Source organism: Weissella muntiaci (assembly GCF_008107635.1).
In the GTDB taxonomy this organism is placed as follows: Bacteria; Bacillota; Bacilli; order Lactobacillales; family Lactobacillaceae; genus Weissella; species Weissella muntiaci.
The window spans coordinates 1-20,271 of the sequence record NZ_SDGZ01000007.1 but is presented as its reverse complement, the minus strand read 5'-3'; the positions used below and the strand labels follow the sequence as shown (position 1 = coordinate 20,271).

Annotated in this window: 21 protein-coding genes and 1 tRNA gene; 20 read left to right on the top strand and 2 right to left on the bottom strand. The window is 39.9% G+C overall.

Going from position 1 to position 20,271, the window contains the following annotated elements; translation table 11 throughout:
- Positions 1-14 precede the first annotated feature (14 nt).
- Positions 15-566 (bottom strand): TetR/AcrR family transcriptional regulator, encoded by a 552-nt coding sequence (locus ESZ50_RS02080; protein WP_246111497.1) that lies wholly within the window; start codon positions 564-566, stop codon positions 15-17.
- Between the two features lie 417 nt (positions 567-983).
- On the opposite strand from ESZ50_RS02080, the gene ESZ50_RS02075 reads away from it, so the two are divergent.
- The 8 genes from ESZ50_RS02075 to ESZ50_RS02040 all read left to right on the top strand — a co-directional run bounded on the left by ESZ50_RS02075 (position 984) and on the right by ESZ50_RS02040 (position 6,867).
- The gene (locus tag ESZ50_RS02075) at positions 984-1,232 is read left to right on the top strand and encodes a hypothetical protein (protein ID WP_148621944.1); all 249 of its coding nucleotides are present in this window, start codon (positions 984-986) and stop codon (positions 1,230-1,232) included.
- Positions 1,233-1,428: 196 nt separating this feature from the next.
- Positions 1,429-1,674 carry a hypothetical protein gene (locus ESZ50_RS02070; RefSeq protein ID WP_148621943.1) on the top strand — a complete coding sequence of 82 codons (246 nt, stop codon included), beginning with the start codon at positions 1,429-1,431 and terminating at the stop codon, positions 1,672-1,674.
- A 559-nt stretch (positions 1,675-2,233) separates the two neighbouring features.
- Positions 2,234-2,306 (top strand) — tRNA-Lys (locus tag ESZ50_RS02065).
- 1 nt (position 2,307) lies between these two features.
- Positions 2,308-2,586: a hypothetical protein gene (locus ESZ50_RS02060; RefSeq protein WP_148621942.1), complete on the top strand. Its 279-nt coding sequence runs from the start codon at positions 2,308-2,310 to the stop codon at positions 2,584-2,586.
- Positions 2,587-2,802: 216 nt separating this feature from the next.
- Positions 2,803-4,113: a dihydrolipoyl dehydrogenase family protein gene (locus ESZ50_RS02055; protein ID WP_148621941.1), complete on the top strand. Its 1,311-nt coding sequence runs from the start codon at positions 2,803-2,805 to the stop codon at positions 4,111-4,113.
- Positions 4,114-4,175: 62 nt separating this feature from the next.
- Complete coding sequence (locus tag ESZ50_RS02050; RefSeq protein WP_148621940.1) at positions 4,176-4,457, top strand: GNAT family N-acetyltransferase; 282 nt, start codon at positions 4,176-4,178, stop codon at positions 4,455-4,457.
- A 226-nt stretch (positions 4,458-4,683) separates the two neighbouring features.
- On the top strand, positions 4,684-5,838 hold the full coding sequence (locus ESZ50_RS02045; RefSeq protein WP_148621939.1) for an NAD(P)-dependent malic enzyme: 1,155 nt from the start codon (positions 4,684-4,686) through the stop codon (positions 5,836-5,838).
- A gap of 12 nt (positions 5,839-5,850) precedes the next feature.
- Complete coding sequence (locus tag ESZ50_RS02040) at positions 5,851-6,867, top strand: AEC family transporter (protein ID WP_148621938.1); 1,017 nt, start codon at positions 5,851-5,853, stop codon at positions 6,865-6,867.
- A gap of 46 nt (positions 6,868-6,913) precedes the next feature.
- On the opposite strand, the gene ESZ50_RS02035 is transcribed toward ESZ50_RS02040, so the two are convergent.
- On the bottom strand, positions 6,914-7,846 hold the full coding sequence (locus tag ESZ50_RS02035; RefSeq protein ID WP_148621937.1) for a sugar-binding transcriptional regulator: 933 nt from the start codon (positions 7,844-7,846) through the stop codon (positions 6,914-6,916).
- Between the two features lie 216 nt (positions 7,847-8,062).
- Between ESZ50_RS02035 and citC the strand changes: the two genes are divergently transcribed.
- The 12 genes from citC to ESZ50_RS01980 form a co-directional block, all read left to right on the top strand.
- The gene (gene citC, locus ESZ50_RS02030) at positions 8,063-9,115 is read left to right on the top strand and encodes a [citrate (pro-3S)-lyase] ligase (protein ID WP_148621936.1); all 1,053 of its coding nucleotides are present in this window, start codon (positions 8,063-8,065) and stop codon (positions 9,113-9,115) included.
- Positions 9,105-9,398 (top strand): citrate lyase acyl carrier protein, encoded by a 294-nt coding sequence (citD, locus tag ESZ50_RS02025; protein WP_148621935.1) that lies wholly within the window; start codon positions 9,105-9,107, stop codon positions 9,396-9,398. Before citC ends, citD begins: the two co-directional genes overlap by 11 nt.
- Entirely contained in the window at positions 9,398-10,309 is a 912-nt protein-coding gene (gene citE / locus ESZ50_RS02020) for a citrate (pro-3S)-lyase subunit beta (RefSeq protein WP_148621934.1), read from the top strand. The genes citD and citE overlap by 1 nt, the downstream gene beginning before the upstream one ends.
- Entirely contained in the window at positions 10,299-11,837 is a 1,539-nt protein-coding gene (citF, locus tag ESZ50_RS02015) for a citrate lyase subunit alpha (RefSeq protein WP_148621933.1), read from the top strand. The genes citE and citF overlap by 11 nt, the downstream gene beginning before the upstream one ends.
- Before the next feature lie 67 nt (positions 11,838-11,904).
- Positions 11,905-12,444: a citrate lyase holo-[acyl-carrier protein] synthase gene (citX, locus tag ESZ50_RS11600; RefSeq protein WP_187387520.1), complete on the top strand. Its 540-nt coding sequence runs from the start codon at positions 11,905-11,907 to the stop codon at positions 12,442-12,444.
- Position 12,445: 1 nt separating this feature from the next.
- Positions 12,446-13,297, top strand: a complete 852-nt coding sequence (citG, locus tag ESZ50_RS11595) for a triphosphoribosyl-dephospho-CoA synthase CitG (RefSeq protein ID WP_187387519.1) — start codon at positions 12,446-12,448, stop codon at positions 13,295-13,297.
- A complete protein-coding gene (locus tag ESZ50_RS02005) occupies positions 13,297-14,088 on the top strand; it encodes an alpha/beta fold hydrolase (RefSeq protein WP_148621932.1) in 792 nt (263 codons plus the stop codon). Before citG ends, ESZ50_RS02005 begins: the two co-directional genes overlap by 1 nt.
- 108 nt (positions 14,089-14,196) lie before the next feature.
- The gene (locus tag ESZ50_RS02000; protein ID WP_148621931.1) at positions 14,197-14,811 is read left to right on the top strand and encodes an NUDIX hydrolase N-terminal domain-containing protein; all 615 of its coding nucleotides are present in this window, start codon (positions 14,197-14,199) and stop codon (positions 14,809-14,811) included.
- A gap of 153 nt (positions 14,812-14,964) precedes the next feature.
- Positions 14,965-15,354: a tautomerase family protein gene (locus ESZ50_RS01995; protein WP_148621930.1), complete on the top strand. Its 390-nt coding sequence runs from the start codon at positions 14,965-14,967 to the stop codon at positions 15,352-15,354.
- Positions 15,355-15,388: 34 nt separating this feature from the next.
- The gene (locus ESZ50_RS01990) at positions 15,389-16,246 is read left to right on the top strand and encodes an alpha/beta fold hydrolase (RefSeq protein WP_246111496.1); all 858 of its coding nucleotides are present in this window, start codon (positions 15,389-15,391) and stop codon (positions 16,244-16,246) included.
- A gap of 177 nt (positions 16,247-16,423) precedes the next feature.
- Positions 16,424-17,944, top strand: a complete 1,521-nt coding sequence (locus ESZ50_RS01985) for a ClC family H(+)/Cl(-) exchange transporter (RefSeq protein WP_148621929.1) — start codon at positions 16,424-16,426, stop codon at positions 17,942-17,944.
- Positions 17,945-19,411: 1,467 nt separating this feature from the next.
- Positions 19,412-20,271: KxYKxGKxW signal peptide domain-containing protein (locus tag ESZ50_RS01980; protein ID WP_187387521.1), on the top strand; the 860-nt coding region annotated here is incomplete at its 3' end.

The following is a 20,271-nucleotide window of genomic DNA, read 5'->3' as shown; positions in this document are numbered from 1 at the left end:
GAGCTCTTTTGTGATTATAATGTTGCTTGTTGAGCAGCTGTCATATCAGCTGCAATTTGGGTCATCTCTGCAACTGATTCATGCAGGCCAGTTGCAATCCAACGAATTGCGAGCGCCAACATTCCTGAAGCAATGAAGTCAGATACATAGTCAATGCTCATTGCGTTGGTTGCTTTGGAACGAAGATAATCGGTGTAAATTCCATGTAGAATGTCGCGAAGTGCTGGATAAAACTGTTCACGTAGACCAGAATTAAGTAAGACAGCAATGGCGGTTCCATTTGATTGAATAAAGCCAAAGAATGCTTCAGCGATGAGCTCAGACTCTAATGGCAAGGCAGCAACTTCCTGGGAGAAATCTTCAGTAAGTTGCGTGATGAACGTCTTGATGACTGCTTCCTTTGTACCAAAATGGCGATAGAAAGCCATCCGTGACACGCCTGCCACGCGAGTAATCTCAGTTACCGCGAGTTGGTCATAGGTCTGGCTTTGCAACAAAGTTAACGTGGCATCAATGATTTGTTCGTCGGTTTGACGACGAATGCTTTCCGTTAACATATTTTTCATATCTTCATTGTACCTGGCAAAAAGTCGCTGTATAGCGGATTTCTTAAAATAGTAAATGCTCTTATGAAAGTTTACCAGATATTAATAAGTCATGAAGGTGCGAGCAAGAATTTGAAATCGCGCAAGCGACCAATTAAAGCAGACCAAGTTATTGTTACTGACTTCAGAATCCGATTGAGTAATCCGGGATTATTTTTGAAATTAAATATTAGGATTACTAATTAAGGAGATGGCGCAGAGGCTAAGCATAGATCGCTTTACATGTTACTTTTGAAATTTTTTCAAATAATCTATACATAATGGTGTTTTTGTGCGCTGTAATCGAGATTGCTTGCATAAGTATATGATGAGTCTGGGCAATGCCAACTTTTTATCTTGGTTTTATTATAGTATAATATAGAAAGGGAGGATAGGATTATGATTACATTGCATATTTTCTTTGGGATAATGATTATTGTTGGTACGATAATGACCGCTGTATCGTTTCAAGGTGATACTAGCAAATTAACGAAGTTACAGAAATTCTCGCTAGTTTTCACAACTTCGGCAATTGGTCTGGCGGTGATTGCAGTTGTTTCTATAGCCAGTTCGATATACATCGGCCTAGTTCTCTTAATAGCGTTAGGTTTGTATGAATATTTCGCTTTTCTACGAAAATTTAGTTAGATCGTGTCTAAAGATGCTTAGACCAGTTTGCAAATTGGTCTTTTTAGTTGGCAATTCTCTTGATAGATTTGAAGCTTTTATGGAAGATAGCAAAGCAATGTTGTAAAAATGATAAGGCTGTTCTATTTATATGGATATTGAGATATGATTAAAAGCAGACATAGGTGAAAATCACTTTTACAGAGGAGTCTTTACTATGAGTAAAGTTAATGATCAAAAGTTTAAAGGGACGGTCTTGCACGATTACGGAAGCTTCGCACCCAATACGGGCTTAACAAGTGATGGCAGAAATTATGAAGTACAATTCAGTGATGTTAATGGTGTTATGACACAATTACAATTAGAGGTAGCTGAAACTACTGAAAAATTTGACGAATTGGTAAAGAACGGTCAAACATTTTCGTTCGCAGATGAAGATTGGTTATATAAGAAATCGTTTTAATTGAGGGAAGGCAATCAGATGGTTGTCTTCTTTTATTTTGCGCCCAGAATTTTGGAAATATAACTCTTTAGGACGGCTGTACATTGTGAGTGGGTGATAAGTTGTTTATATTATGTAGAGCAACATATGGAAGAACAAAATTTTTCTTTAGCTCAATGGTAGAGCAGACTTATCACAAGTCGATGGTGGTTCGACCCCACCAAGCAAAATTGTCGCCGGGAACAATTATTTTAAAGCTTTGCTCAAAATCTGTAATCAAACTTTTAACACGTTAACGATGGAGTTCCTTATTAAACCGGCGACATTCATGCCCTTAGAGCCCGATTAGGAGCCCTTATGATTTTTTCTTCATAAGGTTTGGTTCGAAACCAAATTGAGGCACCAATATTGACCAAAGCATTCGATATTCCTCGGATGCTTTTTTATTGCTAATTTTTGGTATTGGTGTCTTAGTACAAGATAGCCTTGATCTACATGATCTTTATGTTAAAATATTCTTCGTTGCCGGCATATTAGGGGGAATTATCTTTGAAGTGGTAATTGATATGCCGACGATAATGTCTCTATAGCTTAGTTGGTAGAGCATCGGACTTTTAATCCGCTGGTCCTCGGTTCGAGCCCGAGTGGAGACATATGAAAAAATATAAAGTTGGTGCCGTTGTAAGTTTACCAAGTGGCGTTGGTCTTAGTATCGTTGTTAAATTGGTATTCTTGTTGATTAGAAAGGGTAGAATTATTATGATTAAGTTTAAAACGGGCGAGAACGTCGCGTTACCTGAGAGTAAGTATCCCGGGGTACCTGGGGTTGTTATTAGCTATAACAATAAGACAGAGAAGTATCTTGTGCGTTTTAATGGTGTTCAGCAAATGTATTTTTCTGAGGACGAATTAGTGGCTTGGGATAAAAAATGATGCAACGCTCGATTAATTCGAGTGTTTTTTTGTAACTTCCTTGCGTGTTTTGAATTTAGGCTTTTAAAGGATTGAAATTCGGACAAGACAAATAGATCATTGAGCTACTTGCTTTAATGCTGGTGGGTTCTGGCTTACAATGTAGTCAAGGAAGCAATTATTGGAATCTATGGATTGTATTTATCTACGTTTTGGCCGATAGAAATGGGGTGACTTATGTTTGATTATATCGTTATTGGAAGTGGACCAGGCGGTTTGGCTCTGGCATATCAACTGAAAGCGCGTGATTTTAATGTTGCGGTAATTGAAAACGATAAGTGGGGCGGAACTTGTCCAAACTACGGTTGTGATCCGACTAAGGCAATGATGGCAGTGGTTGAGGCAAAGCACCACGCTGATCAGCTACAAGGACAAGGTTTGAAGGGGAACTTGACCGTTGATTGGGCTGCAATGCGCAATCGAAAAGTTGAAATCACGGATCCGTATGCAAAGCAGTCTTTTGAGGGACTTAAAGCAAATGGAATTGAAGCAATCTATGGTACGGCAGTCTTCACAGATGATGGAATGTTGCTTGTTGGTCAAAAAAAATATCAAGCGACCCATTATGTGATTGCGACTGGGACCCGGCCACGAACATTGGCAATCGAGGGTGGCGAACTTTTAAATAACAGCAACGATTTTCTGGAACTGGATGAATTGCCTGAGGAAATCGTCTTTCTGGGACTAGGTCCAATTGGGCTTGAACTTGCGCAACTTGCGAATGCGGCCGGCGCACATGTTACGGTTATTTCAATCACTGATTTAGAGATCAGCAATTTTCAAAAGACTGTGGGCGCCGATTATCTTGCACGTTTGCAGGCGGATGGAATTAATTTTGAGGCAAATATTGCAATTAATAAAGTCGAACAAACTGAGCGTGGTTTATTACTTTCCGACGGTAAACAATTTGAAATCTTCGCTGATTATGCCGTTGCTGGAGTTGGTCGGACTCCCAATATTGAGCAATTAAATCTCGAAAAGATGAACGTAAAGAGTGGACGTGGCGGGGTTATTGTTGATGATTTTCTAAGGACATCAAACCCGAACATTTATGCGTTGGGAGATGTAGTACAAAAAAAGCGACCACATTTGACGCCTGTATCGGTCTTTGAAGGTAATTATTTAGGTGCTAACTTAGGAAATGAAAATGCGCGAGCAATTGATTATCCGGTAATTCCGTATATCATTTATGGGCCAACTAAGCTAGCGCAAGTTGGCGAGTTTGACGAATCAGCAGATGTCTCGAAGAAAATTCTAGATATGACAAATTGGTACACATATAAGCGGATAGCCGATCCATTAGCAAAGATTGTTGTGGCAATAAATCGGCATGATCAGATTGTCGGTGCCTCAATTATCAGTACCGTAGCAGATGAACTTATTAATTTACTCACATTTGCGATTCAAAGAAAGATTTCTTTGGATGAAATGAATACAATGATTATGGCCTATCCAACCGTGGCTAGCGACCTAAGCTATTTCTATTAGCAAGTGAATGTGAGAAGTTTTTTGCAGACATGCATTGTGACTTAATTGTTTAAAAAGGATTAATGATGAAATTTTTATTAGAAGATGAACGGCTGGCATGGGTGCAAAATGGAACTCTGAATGCCGAAATGCAATTTACTAGAATTTTAGATGGAAAGGTATGGTCAGTCCATTATACTTACGTGACGCCAGAGTTTCGCGGTCGAGGAATTGCGGGACAGCTGCTAGATGAACTTGTGGCACAAGCGCGTCAAATGGATGTGAAAATAAAAGCAGACTGTAAGTTTGTCAAAGAAAAATTCTTTATTGATCCTAAATACGCCGATATAATTTATCAGGAATAAAACAAAAACCTCATGGAACCCTTTACCGTTAAAGTAAATCGTTTCTATGAGGTTTTTTATTTAAAAATATCAAGCTAATTACATTTTTTAAAAATATGAAAAACAACAGGGTTGATTTGATAAATGTAAAAAAATAACTTTACATTTTAGAAAAAGTGGATTAAAATTTTTGTTGTTAACAAGTGAGCATTACTCATTGAATGAATTTACTTGAAAGGAAGATCGCATGGTTGATATGGATAAAGTTTTAGCGCTACATGCAGCGAAAACGGGGGTTTTGGAAATCAAAGGTAGTTTTGATGTGACCACTCCGGGTGAGCTTGGTGAGGCTTATACGCCAGGAGTTGCTGAACTTTCTAAAATGATTCAAGCCAAGCCAAGTGATAAAGATAAATATACTGTCAGTGGTAAGTTAGTAGCAATTATTTCTGATGGTTCGGCAGTTCTTGGTTTGGGAAATGTAGGACCTGCTGCTAGCCTACCAATTATTGAAGGTAAGGCGCTCTTGTACAAAACTTTTGCAGGGGTTGACGCAATTCCTTTGGCACTTGACCAAGTTGGAATTGACGAGTTTGTTGCAACGGTCAAGAACATGGCAACATCGTTTGCTGGAATTCATCTTGAGGATATTGCAGCACCACGAGTTTTTGAAATTGAGGAGCGCTTGGCAAAGGAGTTGTCAATTCCGGTTTATCACGATGACCAAACGGGAACGGCGATTGTTGTCTTGGCAGGATTAATTAATGCGGCAAAGGTAGTTGATAAGCCTTTGCAGGATCTGAAAATTGTTTTGAACGGTGTTGGTGCATCAGGAGTTGCAACGGCAAAGTTGTTGCTTGCTGTAGGTATCAAGCAGATTACGTTAATCGATATTGAAGGTAAGGTGCAAGATGGTATGACTGGGTATAACAGTTACCAACTTGCCTTGGCCAAGCAGGTTAATCAGCAACCAGGACAGACATTGGATGATGCGATCGCTGATCAGGATGTTTTTATCGGCCTCTCAGACGCAAACGTTTTGTCAGCAGAACAAGTTGGTCGGATGGCGAACAAACCAATTATCTTTGCGCTAGCTAATCCAGTTCCGGAAATTGATCCAGGGCAGGCAAAGGCGGCGGGGGCAATGGTTGTAGCAACTGGATCATCGCAGTGGCCAAATCAGGTTAATAATATCTTGGCCTTCCCAGGTCTGTTTAAAGGCTTGTTGGCAAGTGGGTTGAAGTCCGTTGATATGCAATTACAAGTTGAAGTTGCGCGGGGATTGGCAGATATGATCACACAACCAAGTCAGGAGAAGATTGTACCGGGTGTCTTTGATGATGGTGTTGTTGAGGTTGTAGCAGATGCCGTGGATCAATACAGTAGGAAAGTTTTGAAATAGGGGAGTAGAAAGATGACAGTATTTTGGACATCGGTTCAATCAGTTTTAATGATTATTTTGATGATCGCAATTGGTTATTTTGCCAATAATAAGGGATGGTTTGACGAACAGTTCTCAGGCGCACTTTCAAAGTTGATCATGCGCGTTGCTTTGCCATTATCTGTATTTAGTTCAATGATCTCGCACTTTCAGCCAGCCATGATGGCAAAGTTGGGTGCCGGCGTTATTTATGTTATTTTCTCAATCCTGATTGGATATGCGATTGCTTTCGGTGTTGTCCGAGCCTTGCGCGTTCCAAAAGGACGTCGTGGATTAATGATTGCAGCAATTAATTTTGCCAATACTGTATTCATTGGAATGCCTCTGAACCAAGCTTTGTTTGGTGCAGTTTCAGTACCATACGTGTTGGTATACTATATTGTCAATACAGCATTACTTTGGACCTTTGGTGTTTGGATCATTGCTTCTGATGATCCAACGATTGGCGATGGAAATGCAAAAGTTAAGTTTGATCTAGCTCATTTATTGCCAATTCCATTGTGGGGCTTCATTATTGCCTTGCCATTTGTATATAGCTCAACTTTGTTGCACCTTTACAATAGCCTACCATTTTTGTCAGGATACACTGCTGCAACAGCAAGCTATACAACCAATGGTGTAATTCCAGCCATGGGTGGATTAGTCACACCACTTTCATTGATCTATATTGGAATTATGTTAAGTAATTTTGGGCTTCGCTCAATACGGATCGACTTCCACACAGTCGTAACAATTGTGGGACGCTTTGTAGTCTCACCAATTATCATGTTGATAATTATTGCTGCAGGAACAAAATTCTTTGGTATTCATCTAGCGTCACTATTCCAAAAGACTTTGGTTATTCAAGCAGCAACACCATCGTTTGCTGTCTTGCCAATTTTGGCGAATGAGTACCATAGTGATGTTAAGTTTGCTACAAATATTGTGGCAATTGCTTCAGTATTTTTCGTAATCGTAGTTCCAGTCATCATGCTTTTGCAAAATCTCTAGCATAAAATAAAAAGGTCGAGACATTTACGTCTCGACCTTTTTTAATTTATAGTTCAGCCAAAATCCGTCGCGCAATGGGCTCGGTAATGATGTAATCGGTAAATAATCCGCCGCGCAAAGCACCCAATGTAGCTTGAGTTTTAAACTTGCTCTTAATAACAACAATTCTTTTAGGGGTTGCTAAGATTGTTTCAAGATCTTGACCAAAAACCCGATCATGTTCTTGGTTTAAGAAGTGACCGTGAATATCATAGGGCCGGCCGTATGCGAGTCCAGCAATGTCGCCAAAATTAATATCTGGGAAAATATCGTTGATACCATTACGCCAAGTATCAATTGAATTAATCGATGCTAGGGTTCCCAAGCTGGAAAAGATTAGATCCATCTGGCGACTATTTTCAAAGGCGTCTAGAGAAGCAATTTCATTCTTTAATCCGTTACGAACGGCGTCATTAATGATATAAACTGGCCCAGATAAGGTAACATACTTTGCTGAGAACTTCTCAGCAGCCTTTTCAACCATGCGCATTGAACCAGCAGCAGAGTTATATTTTCGATTTTCTCCAACGAATTGCGTAAAAGTCAAATTTGGAAGATCCAAATCGTTAAAATGCTCGATGATATTGAAAATCGTACCACCCCAAGTCATTCCTACGATTGAACTATCCTTAACGGCAGTTTCAATCTTTTCAGCGGCAAATTTAATGAAATTCTCATGGCTACCTTCGGGAAGTTCGTTGTCTTTCACAATATAAATATTGGGAATATCGAAAATCTCTTTAAATTGCTGCTCCAATTCACGATCGCGAGCGGTTGGAGTAGCGATATTAATGGTGACGATGCCTGATTGGCGAGCGTCATCCAAATATTTATTAACAAGGTAGCGACTTAGTTGATACTTTTCAGCGAGGTCGCCGATGGTTAATTCATTAAAGTAAAAGTCCTGGGAGATGTTGGCAAGAAGCTCACGGTTTTCCATCTTAAACTCCAATCAAATGTTTTTTAAATTATAACATTCATTTTTAAAATTTAAAAATACTTTTTCGTATATGGCTTTTATTTTAATTAATCGATTTATTTTTATAAAAAAGTCGAGTTTATTTTTAACAAATATCAAAAATAAACTTTACTTTTGTTAATTTGAGCACTAAAATAAAAACTGTTATAAATGGTTCTTATCAAAAGAGGGTCCGCGATGGAAGAAGTACGGGATTTATTTTTACGAATACCACGAGTAAAAAAGGAATGGCAAACATTTCTTACGCAAATGGGTATTAACGACTTTGGAGCTAACGAGATACTGGCAATTTCCGAGGTGATTGGGATATTTGTTGATGGCAAATTGATTGCAACTGGCTCTTTGGCAGGAAATGTACTCAAATATATTGCAGCCTCAGATGAGGCCGGAAATAGTGCGAGCCTGTTTAACCGGATTGTGAGTGAGCTGATTAATCGACTACGACAGAGAGGTGTTTTCCATGCCTTCGTCTTCACAAAGCCCCAGTATGTTAAATCCTTTGAACATGTTGGTTTTGTGACTTTGGCACAGTCGACAAATGGGGCAGTTCTGGAAGTTGGTAAGCCAGCAATACAGGACTTTTTGGCGCAAATCAGCAAGCCAAAGCCCTCAGACAAACAAATTGCGGCGATTGTAATGAATGCTAACCCATTCACGCTTGGTCATCGCTATTTGGTTGAGAAGGCTGCGCGGGAGAACGATTTAGTATACGTTTTTGTGGTCAGCGAGAATCAAGCACTTTTTTCTAGCCAAGAAAGACTGGCTTTAGTTAGAGTAGGAACGCATGATTTGAAGAATGTAGTTGTACTATCGGGTGGTGATTATATGGTCAGCTATGCTACTTTTCCGGCATATTTCATAAAAAGCCCCGATCAGGTGATTGATTACCAAACGACCTTAGATGCAAGGATTTTTGGTAATTGGATTGGACCTAATTTAGGAATCACCAAACGCTATTTAGGGAGTGAACCACTTTCACATACAACCAACATTTATAATCAGGCCTTACAACGTGAGCTATCTGGGCAAATTGATGTGGAAATCGTGGATCGTAAACGGCAACCCGATGGAAATGTTTATTCAGCTCGAATGGTTAGACAAATGATTGCCGAACAAAATCTCGAGGCAACAAAGCTGTTGGTACCGCCAAGTACTTATTCATTTATTAAAGAACACCAAACCGTTTTATTAGAACGGATTAAGAAAGGACAAAAGATTGATGGAAATTAAGCAAACCGCTTTAGCGGGAACCCTTGAATCATCAGATTTACAGGTAATGATTACAAATGGGAATGATGGAATTCAAATTGAATTAGAGTCTGATGTAAAGAAACAGTTCGGTGCGCAAATTAAAGCGACGATTACAGCAGTTCTACAGAGTTATGATATTGAGCAAGCAAATGTACGGGTTGTTGATAAAGGGGCTCTTGATATGGTAATTAAGGCACGGACGATTGCGGCTGTACAACGAGCCTTGGATATTGCAGATCAACCAACTTGGGAGGTGCTCTAATGGCTACAGATGAACGTTTACGTCGTACAATGATGTTCGTGCCTGGTAATAACCCTGCGATGGTCAAAGATGCTGGGATTTATGGTGCTGATTCAATCATGTTTGACCTTGAGGATGCAGTTTCATTGGCTGAAAAGGATGCTGCTCGTTATCTAGTGTATGAAGCCTTACGAACAGTTGATTATGGTGAGGCAGAATTGGTAGTTCGAGTGAATGGTCTTGATACGCCATTCTTTGAAAACGATATTAAAATGATGGTTAAGGCAAACGTTGATGTAATTCGACTTCCAAAGACGGAGTCTGCCGAGATGATTAATCAATTGGTCGCAGCTGTCGAACAAGCAGAAAAAGAGTTTGGCCGTGAAATCGGATCAACCAACGTAATGGCAGCAATTGAGTCAGCCATGGGTGTCGTGAACGCGTATGAGATTGCTAGTGCGTCGGACCGGATGATTGGGATTGCATTATCTGCTGAAGACTATACGACGGATATGAAAACACATCGTTACCCAGATGGGCAAGAGTTACTATATGCACGAAACGTAATCTTGCATGCAGCTAGAGCCGCTGGAATTGCGGCCTTTGATACAGTCTTTACAAACATGGACGATGAAGCTGGCTTCTACCGTGAGACTGAGTTGATCCATCAGCTTGGCTTCGACGGTAAATCTTTGGTTAACCCACGTCAAATTGAGATGGTTAATAAGGTTTACCAACCAAGTGAGAAAGAAATTCTTAATGCGCAAAATGTGATTGAAGCAATCGAAGAGGCTCGTCAAAAAGGCTCTGGTGTTATTTCAATGAATGGACAGATGGTTGATCGGCCGGTTGTATTACGAGCACAACGTGTGATGCGTTTAGCTCAGGCAGCGAACCTTGTTGATGAGGAGGGAAATTACCTTGGAAAATAATGTAAAGCGTCAATTACCAGACGAATTAATGGAAAAATTAAATTACCAACCTTTTAAGACTGTCGAGTATGGAAATCAAGAGGTTCAACGGGTCGCACCAAAGGTACGTGCGAATGTAGGTCCTAGTAAGGTAGTTGATTCACTAGAGACACTGATCCATGAGCACCTGCAAGATGGCATGACAATCTCATTCCACCATCATTTCCGTGAAGGTGACTATGTCTTTAATCAAGTGATGCGAATCATTATTGACGCTGGTTACCAGAACCTTGCCTTGGCGCCATCTTCATTAACTAATGTAATGAATGATATTGTTGTAGAGGCAATTGAAAAGGGTACAGTTACAAACATTACCTCATCAGGAATGCGTGGTAGCTTAGGCGAAGCCGTGTCACATGGCGCATTAGCCAATCCTGTGATTTTCCGTTCACATGGAAATCGTGCGCGAGCAATTGAGACTGGGGCAATTAAGATCGATATTGCTTTCTTAGGTGTTCCCAACTCTGATGAGATGGGAAATGCAAATGGAATGGATGGCGAAACTGCCTTTGGTTCTTTGGGGTATGCTTTGATGGATGCCCAATATGCGGATAAAGTTGTTTTGATTACTGATAATTTAAAGACTTATCCAAATACGCCCGCCTCGATTAAGCAAACGCAAGTTGATTATGTTGTAAAGGTTGACGCAGTTGGCGACCCAGACAAAATTGGTTCAGGGGCAACTCGTTTCACGAAGGATCCTAAGGAACTGAAGATTGCCAAGACTGTTAATGAAGTTATCACGAATTCTAGTTATTTCAAAGATGGTTTCTCATTCCAGACTGGGTCTGGCGGAGCGGCCTTAGCAGTTACGCGCTTTCTACGTCAATCAATGTTGGACAATCAAATTAAAGCGTCATTTGCCTTGGGTGGAATTACAAAGCCCACAATCGATTTGTTGAATGAAGGCCTAGTTGAGAAGGTTATGGACGTCCAAGATTTCGATCGTGGAGCGGCCGATTCAATGCATCTAAATAAGAATCAACAAGAGATTGACGCTTCTTGGTATGCTGATCCAGCAAACAAAGGTGCAATGGTTGATAAGCTTGATGTCGTAATCTTATCGGCTCTGGAAATTGATACAAAGTATAATGTTAACGTTATGTCTGGATCGGACGGAGTTATTCGTGGTGCCATTGGTGGACATCAAGATGCAGCGACTGCTAAGTTGACAATTATCTCAGCACCTTTGGTTCGGGGACGGATTGCAACGATTGTTCCAGACGTGACCACTGTAGTAACACCTGGAGATTCAATTGATGTGGTTGTGACTGAGGTCGGAATTGCAATTAATCCAAAACGTCAGGATTTATTGAATGAGTTGAGCAACATTCCGGGAGTACCGGTTTATACGATTGAAGAACTTCAATCGATGGCAGAACATAAAGTGGGAGTACCAACGCCACTTGAATTTACAGAGCGGATTGTAGCAATGGTCGAGTATCGTGATGGTACAATGATCGATGTTATCAATGAAGTTAAAGATTAATTTGAATTAGTTTGGAAAGCACACGTGTAAGACACGTGTGCTTTCATACATAGAAAGGGGTGTGAGAATGCAGGTATTCACAAGTGGTGTAGAGCAAGATTTATCGATGATTCTAGCGAATAAGGATTGGCGCGCACAGTTTCAGCTTGACCTGATGGAGCAATTTCCACAGGCAACCATCTTAGCGATTAAATTGAACATCCCAGGAAACATCAAGAATAATCAATCAATCGAACGAATTTTTTCTGAAGGTTGGTTTAGATTGTTGGAAAAGTTTAATGAGGTTACAATCCTTGAAGAGTTATTTTTGCATCGCAAAACTGGTCCGGAAGGTTTTATCGTAATCCGAGAAGATTTGAGGAACGCTAAGATTGCGAGTGTTGATTTCGAACAAGCTTGGCCACTCGGACGTTTATTTGATGTAGATGTAATGAGTAAACAGAACTTATCTGGGGGACAATTATCACGGACAAGTTTGGGTTTGCCCGTGAGACAATGTTTTGTATGTGGTGCGCCAGCTAAAGAATGTGCGCGATTACAAACACATACTAAGGCAGAAATTAGCAAAGCGATTGATGACATGGTAACAGCATATTTTGGAGAGTGATATGGAAAGAATGACACCAACAGTTCAAAAGGCCCTTAGAGCCGTTTTATATGAGGTGACAGTCAATCCGAAACCAGGATTGGTTGACCCTGTGAGTCAAGGAGCACATCAAGATATGGATGTATATACATTTATTGATAGTGCAGTCAGTTTGCAACCATATTTTGAACAAGCTTATCAAATTGGTTTCGAAGCTGATACGCAAGATTTACCATTAATCTTTCAAATACTAAGAGAAGCTGGAAAAGACGCCGAGCAAACCATGTTTGAGGCCACTGAAGGTGTGAATACACACAAAGGGGCCATCTTCTCTTTGGGAATTTTACTTGCGGCGACTGGCTATGAGCATCGTTATCATCGGCAGAGTACGCTAGGAATCCTAGCTACGGTCAAAGGTATGCTGATTAATTTAACCAGTGCTGATTTTGCCAATTTAAATGCTAAAGAAGCAGGTTTACAAACAGCTGGCGAACGTCAGTTTCTCAAATTTGGAAAAACCGGAATTCGCGGTGAGGCCGAGGCCGGTTTCCCCACGGTTGCTGAAATCGGCTTGCCCTTCCTAAAGAATACGGTTGGTACTCGGAATCAACGTTTACTAGATACGCTTTTATTCATTGCGAGTGGAACACAGGATTCGAATCTGATTAAGCGAGCAGGTACGCCAGAAATTGTTGCTTGGCTTAAACCGCAGATTGATCAGTATTTTATGCTCGGTGGGAGTAAGACAAACGCTGGAATGAAGTTTTTAGAAGAACTGGATCAGACATTTATTGATCGGAATTTGAGCTTAGGCGGATCGGCTGATTTGCTGATTCTGACAATCTTTTTAGCCCTCCTTGAGGGGGTGCTTTGATGTTTTTTAAGACAAATGATGGTATTCGGATCAATTATGAAGACGTTGGGCAGGGGATGCCTTTAATTTTTTTGAGTGGTTTTGGTGGCAATTTGATCGAATGGGAACAACAACAAGTTTTTTTTCGTGAACTTGGTTATCGAACGATCACGATGGATTATCGAAACCATGGTCGTTCGGCACGAACAAGCCGTGGTTTACGGGTAGCCAGATTAAGCCTTGATTTGGATAACTTGATTGAGAAATTGCAGTTAACTAATGTAGTATTGATCGGTAGTTCCATGGGAGCTGCTGTTATTTGGTCTTATCTTTCTTTATTCGGAACAAAGAATGTTCGAGGTAGTGTGAGTATCGACCAATCGCCTTATGGATTAGATGATGCCGATTGGGAGTTTGGCGCGCTGCATATAACCAATGATAAATTATTAATGGATGTAAACCGAATTGCTAGCTTGAAATATACAGTTGGTAAAATCAATGCAGACTTGCATGAAAAGCTTAGGCGAGCAGAGCGAGATTATCCCTTTGACTTTGTGAAGAATGAACCATTAATGCTTGATAACTTACGCCAAGATTGGCGTGACGTGTTGGGTTATATTCAAATTCCACAGCTGTTTTTAGCGGGTGCGAAGTCCCCAATTTGGTCGCCGGAACATAGTACATTTTGCAAAGAACATGTACGTGATGGTTATGGAGAGCAATTTATTTTCGATGACGTGGGTCACCTACCGCATCTAGAAGCTAATCAAGAATTTAATGAGGTGCTCAGAACTTGGTTGCAAAAGCTTTAATTTACTGCAAAAATGCTTACTGAATTTTTGCAGCTTTTTTGAGCCAAATAAGTCCGCAGATTGTTGCTGTCCTTTATACTGGATGTACAACGATGTAGGAGGTGCACTATGAATAATGTTGACCTTTTAAAGCAAATTAGGCGGATATTGGTTTTAGCCAAGACAAGTGCCAACTATTCTAAGGACCCATTTGATCAGGAACGATTAGCTGAAATTGTTAAAATCGCAACTGATATTCTAACCGATGGAGTTCCAGAGCATGGGCAAGCACTTCAAGCAGGTTTTACGGAGGACGCTGGCTATATTACACCAAAAGTGGATGTACGAATTCTGATCAAGAATGAAGCAGGTGAAATACTATTTGTGCAGGATAGACGAACCGGAGAGTGGTCCTTGCCAGGTGGCTTTGCTGAGATTGGGGCGTCGCCAGTTGAAAATGCTTTACGTGAAACTTATGAGGAAACGGGATTGATTGTTCAAATTGAACGGTTGCTTGGGATATTTGATACTGACAAGCGACGTGATATTCCTCAGTTAGCACAATATTATAAAATATTCTTTGTCGCTAAGATACAAAGTGGTTCATTTAAGAAAAATATTGAGACTAAGCAAGCTAAGTATTTTTCAATCGATGATTTGCCAGAGCTTTCTAAGCAACGAACGACAAGAGAACAGTTGATAGAGCTTGAATCACTTGATGAAGGATCGGTTTTTATTGAATAGTTATTTTTCTGGGCAGGCAAAAATGAGTTGAAGTGTGAAGTGGCAGATGGAGTGATTGTGTTTTGTGACATAATTGTTGCGCTATTAGGCTTATAATCATTGTCTAGGAAAGCCACCTGCTATAATAATGGGTAGAAAACGGAGGATGTTAATATGCCACTGATGAGAATTGATGTAGTAAAGGGTCATGATGAAAAGTATCTGAAGACGATGCTTGATATTGCTTACGAGGTACAAGTTGATAAATTTGCAACACCACAAGGAGATCGCTATCAAATTTTGACACAGCACGAGCCATTTGAAATGCAGATTCTTGATACGGGATTAGGGATTGGGCGGACTAAGGACGTTGTGTTCTTTAACCTGGTAACCCGTCCGCGATCGACCCGAGCGAAGTTAGCTTTTTATGAGACGTTGGTTGAGCGCTTGAATAAAGAATTAGGTATTCGGAAAGAGGACGTAGTATTTAGCCTTGTTCCGAATAACGATGATGATTGGAGTTTTGGAAACGGTGAAGCGCAGTTTCTGAACGGTGATTTGTAGCCGACTAGGTGGGGATTTTAATGGGTATTCACTTATGGAAGATGAGATTAACAGGATGCATTTTAAAACGGTGGATATAGATGGCGTTGAGCTGTTTTATCGTGAAGCGGGTGACGTAGATAAACCAACGATGCTTTTATTGCATGGTTTTCCAAGTGCTAGTCACATGTTCCGCGATTTAATACCTTTGTTAATGAAAGATTACCATGTAATCGCACCAGATTTTCCAGGTTTTGGGCAAACAGTGACGCCAGACAATTTTACTTTCACCTTTGAAAATTTGACGAAGTACACGGAAAATTTCTTGAAGAGGCTCAAGTTAGACTCTTTTTACATGTATGTGTTTGATTATGGTGCACCAATTGGCTTTCGAATTGCAAGCAGGCATCCAGATTGGATTAAAGGGATTGTGAGCCAGAACGGGAATGCTTATCAAGCAGGTCTCGGTCCTAAATGGGCTGAACGTGCGGAGTTTTGGCATAATCCGACTGAGGAGAAGCGGGTGCAGTATCGTAATGCCTTCTCGCCGGAGGTGATTATTAATCAGTATCTACAAGGTTCTCAAAAGGAGCATGTTTCTCCAGATGGTTATACATTGGATATTGCTTACACCTCAAAAAAGGCGTATGCCGATCATCAACTAGATTTGATTTTTGACTATCAAGATAATGTTGCCAATTATCCGGTTTTTCAAAAGTATTTTCGACAGTATCAACCGAAGTTATTGGCAATTTGGGGAGAAAATGATCAATCATTTATTCCGGCTGGCGCGGAGGCCTTTTTAGATGACCTACCAAACGCCAAGGTTGTGTTAATTGATGCAGGTCATTTTGCTTTAGAAACACATGCTGAGGTAGTTGCTGCACAAATTATCCAGATGTTTGAATATTAGCTAATAATATTGAAGGTCAAGCAGACAATGTGCTTGACCTTTTTTAAGTAAGTTGGCAGTAAACTTCGATTTTACACCCTCATATTTTTAGAATAGAATGAAATACAGTTATATTAAGGTTTAGATGAGCGAAATGCTTGTTTAACAATGGAGGGAATTGGGAGAATGTTATCATTTATGAAAGTTGATAATGCCCGTCAAAAAACGATTATCAGAGCAATCATCGTGGGAATGCTTGTTGGTGCGGTTGTTAGTTCTTTTAGATGGCTGGTTGAACTTGCCTTGAGAACATGGTTGGTTGCATATGACCATATAAATAATTTCACTAGTTTGTTACTTATGCTCCTTATATTTGTAGTCTTGACAGTTGTAGTTGGTAAAATCATCAAGGGTGATAAAAATGTGAATGGTTCAGGAATTCCTCAGGTTGAGGCAGAACTAGCTGGGAAATTAGATGTGAATCCTTTTTCAATTTTTTGGCGTAAATATGTAGCGGGATTAATTACGATTGGGTCTGGTGCATTTTTGGGGCGTGAAGGGCCTTCGGTGCAGCTGGGAGCTGCAGTTGGCGAGATATTCGCTACTCTAAGAAAGCATGATAGAAATGAAAAAAGGCTGTTGATTGCAATGGGATCAGCCGCGGGTCTTTCGGCGGCGTTTGGCGCGCCTTTGGCCGGGTCGTTATTTATTCTTGAGGAGGTCTATCGATCTTTTTCGCTGTTAGTATGGTTAGGAACTTTAACAAGTGCAATCTTTTCTGACATAGTCAGTAGTTATGTATTTGGCTTGCGCCCAGTTCTATCAATTTCAATAAATCATCAACTTTCATTAGGTACATATCCGCTAATTATTTTAGTTGGAATTGGATTGGGAATATTGGGTTATGTATATCAATGGACTACATTGAGGGCGGATAAATTATACAAGTTTTTTTGGTGGCTCCCACGCCAATATCATTTCTTTTTTGTTTTTATTACAATCCTGCCGATTGGTGTCTATTGGCCTAAATTGTTGGGCGGTGGATCCGGCTTGATTGCTAACCTCGCGATCGGCAAGCAGACCGTATTGATTCTGTTATTGATTCTGTTACTGCGGTTTGTTTTATCGGCAGTCGCTTTTGGATCTGGCGTTCCGGGAGGAATTTTTTTGCCAATCTTGACTTTGGGTGCAGTGATTGGCGCAGTTTTTGGGACAATCTTCATCCAGTTGGGTTTAATACCTAGCGATGAATTGTCCAATATGGTGGTGTTAGGGATGGTTGGTTATTTTGCTAGCATTTCAAAGGCTCCTTTTACAGCAATAATTTTGATTGCAGAAATGGTTGGAACGATGAATCATTTGGTACCGATGGCATTAGTGGCCTTGGTTGCGTATATTACGATTGATTTGCTGGGTGGTGAGCCGATATATGAGTCCTTATTAGCAAAGCTGAATATTCCTACCAAGTTAGATAAGTTTAAAGGTAGGCTAGAAAAAATGACGGTGATTGTATCGCCACATAGCAAATTGGCCGATCAGGCGATCAGGCAACTTGATATTTCAAAAGAAGCACTAATTCAACAAGTTATACGTGGTGGAAAAACCTATTTGCCAAAGGGAGATTTCGTCCTAGCTTCTGGGGATGAACTGATCTTATTGACTGATGAGAGCCAGTGGAGTCAAATATGGGACACTTTTAATGAGTTGAACAAAGGTTGATCAAATTATCATAATTAAGTGAGCTAAGAATCAGATGATCCTAGCTTTTTTACATTGAAACGAGCTAACTGGTGATTTTGGTCTTTTTTGCTCCTCGAATATTCTTTCAAAAAATGTTCTTTTGTAAATCCAGAGAATTTTTTATTGGAGTTGCCTTCATATATTCTTGAATTGTATTAATAATAGAAAAAATGATATATCGGGCGTATGGCTTGTACTTGGAGTAAATGGGTTCAGGTGCTTGAAATCCAAATAACATCATCGTAGGGCTTGAACGAATGAGTGGGCCGAAGAACCGTTATAGATGTAATTCGAGAGGTATGAGGGTATTAATCTTAAAAAAATGGCGACCTCTGAACTAGCTTATTTTAAGATGTGATGTGAATCCAAGAAGTTGAATAATAATAATGTTAGTTAGTATTCTCTATGGTGAATTGCCGGTATTTTACCGGTGACAAACCATGGAGTTTTTCTCTTTCTTCGCCTATTTTTGTAAATATGATCATCAATTTCAGATTTCGATTATTTAAATAATTCGTAGCTTTTATTGTAAGAGCATTAACCTTGGGAATTATAGAAGAAACTCTCAGTGGATGCATTATCAAGTGGCATGGCATTGCAGCTCATACTCTGGTGTGAATTTTATCTAGCTAGTGCTTTGAGAAATATTGTTTTTTAATAATGAGTCCTTTGATTACTATGAATAATCGCATTATCTATATTTGCTAGGTCCAATAAATGATCGACGTACATGATCAGAAGTATGGAAAGCAGCGAACTAGTGAACGTTTTTCAAAAGTTTTTTAGAAATGTGAGCATTATGTTGGAGTGATTACGACAGATCGAAAGCCAGAATTTAAAAATGGCACAATAATTGATGATATTGGAAGGCAAAGCGTAGGCGTACATTTTGCTCATTACCATTTGCCAGAAGAAAAAGGGAAAAGCAAACTGATTAGTCGAGATATCAAAGAGCCTTGTCCTAAGGGAGCGCCCGTCGCAAAGATTATAAATATAGATTCAGTCGTGTCACACGAAGATGATTAATGAGTACCCACGCGAAGTTTTAGATTGGAAACACTACAAGTTGGTTTCCCATATCTGGAAGTTAATGTTCATAGAAGACGAAGAGATACCGTAACGCAATTAGCATAAAAGGAGCGACATACATAATTACGTGAAAGCTGTCTCAATTAAATGTTTATTTTTTTCATCAACATTTGGTGAGCTTAACAGAGAATAATATTGAGAATAAATCAGGTTATTTATAAAGTTTGACTTAAAGAATAGGACTCATTTGGTTTTGAGTAACATGCTTATCCTTTTAGCTTAGAGAAAAGCGAAATCCAACATATGAATATTTAAGTATTATTATACGAGTATATTCTTGCAATGTGATGTTTCTATGTATATAATTTGAACGAATGGTCGTTTCGACGTTTGGAGAATAATATGAGGGATAGAGAAATGAAAAACATCAAATTGAAAAGAACCGTAAATTCTAAGTTATCAAACTTTAAAATGTATAAAAGTGGGAAACAATGGATTTTCTCATCAATGATCTTAATATCATTAGGTATTGGTGGAGCAATTGCCGGAACAGCAGCAAATATCATCTTGCAGCCACAACAAGCATCGGCCGCCACATTACCAAATCAAAGTAATGTTCTCTTGGGCGAAAAAGATTCCACAATGTCTATCGGCGCTGTAGTGCACGTTCAATTATATGGGTCAACAGATGCAAACGGAAATTTGGACGCAACAAAGTCAGTAAAGGCAATATTTACCATACCCAGTGGGTCGTTTAATGTGAGCTTCCCGGTATATCTAATAAACCCTTCCACAGGAACCGAAGGAGCTAGTCAAACAGCTTCCTTCACTACGGCCACTCAATCTGTTACTATAACTTTCCCGGCATCTGAGGTAAAGACTACATTAGGAGGCGGGGGACGAGTTACAATTGGTTGGTATGTCGGTATTAGTGACACAATAGAATTCGATATATACGCCCCAGATGAAAATGGAAACGCCGGTAATAGTAACAGTGGCTCCAATAACTCAGGTGACAACAATACTGGGAACAGTAATACGGGCTCAGACAATTCTGGGGATAACAATACCGGAAATAGTAATGTAGGCTCGGATAACTCGGGGGACAGCAATACCGGAAACAGCAATACGGGCTCAAACAACTCCGGCGACAACAATACTGGAAATAGTAATGCAGGCTCAGACAATTCTGGTGATAACAATACTGGAAATAGTAATACGGGCTCAGACAATTCCGGCGACAACAATACCGGAAACAGTAATGCTGGAACCGATAA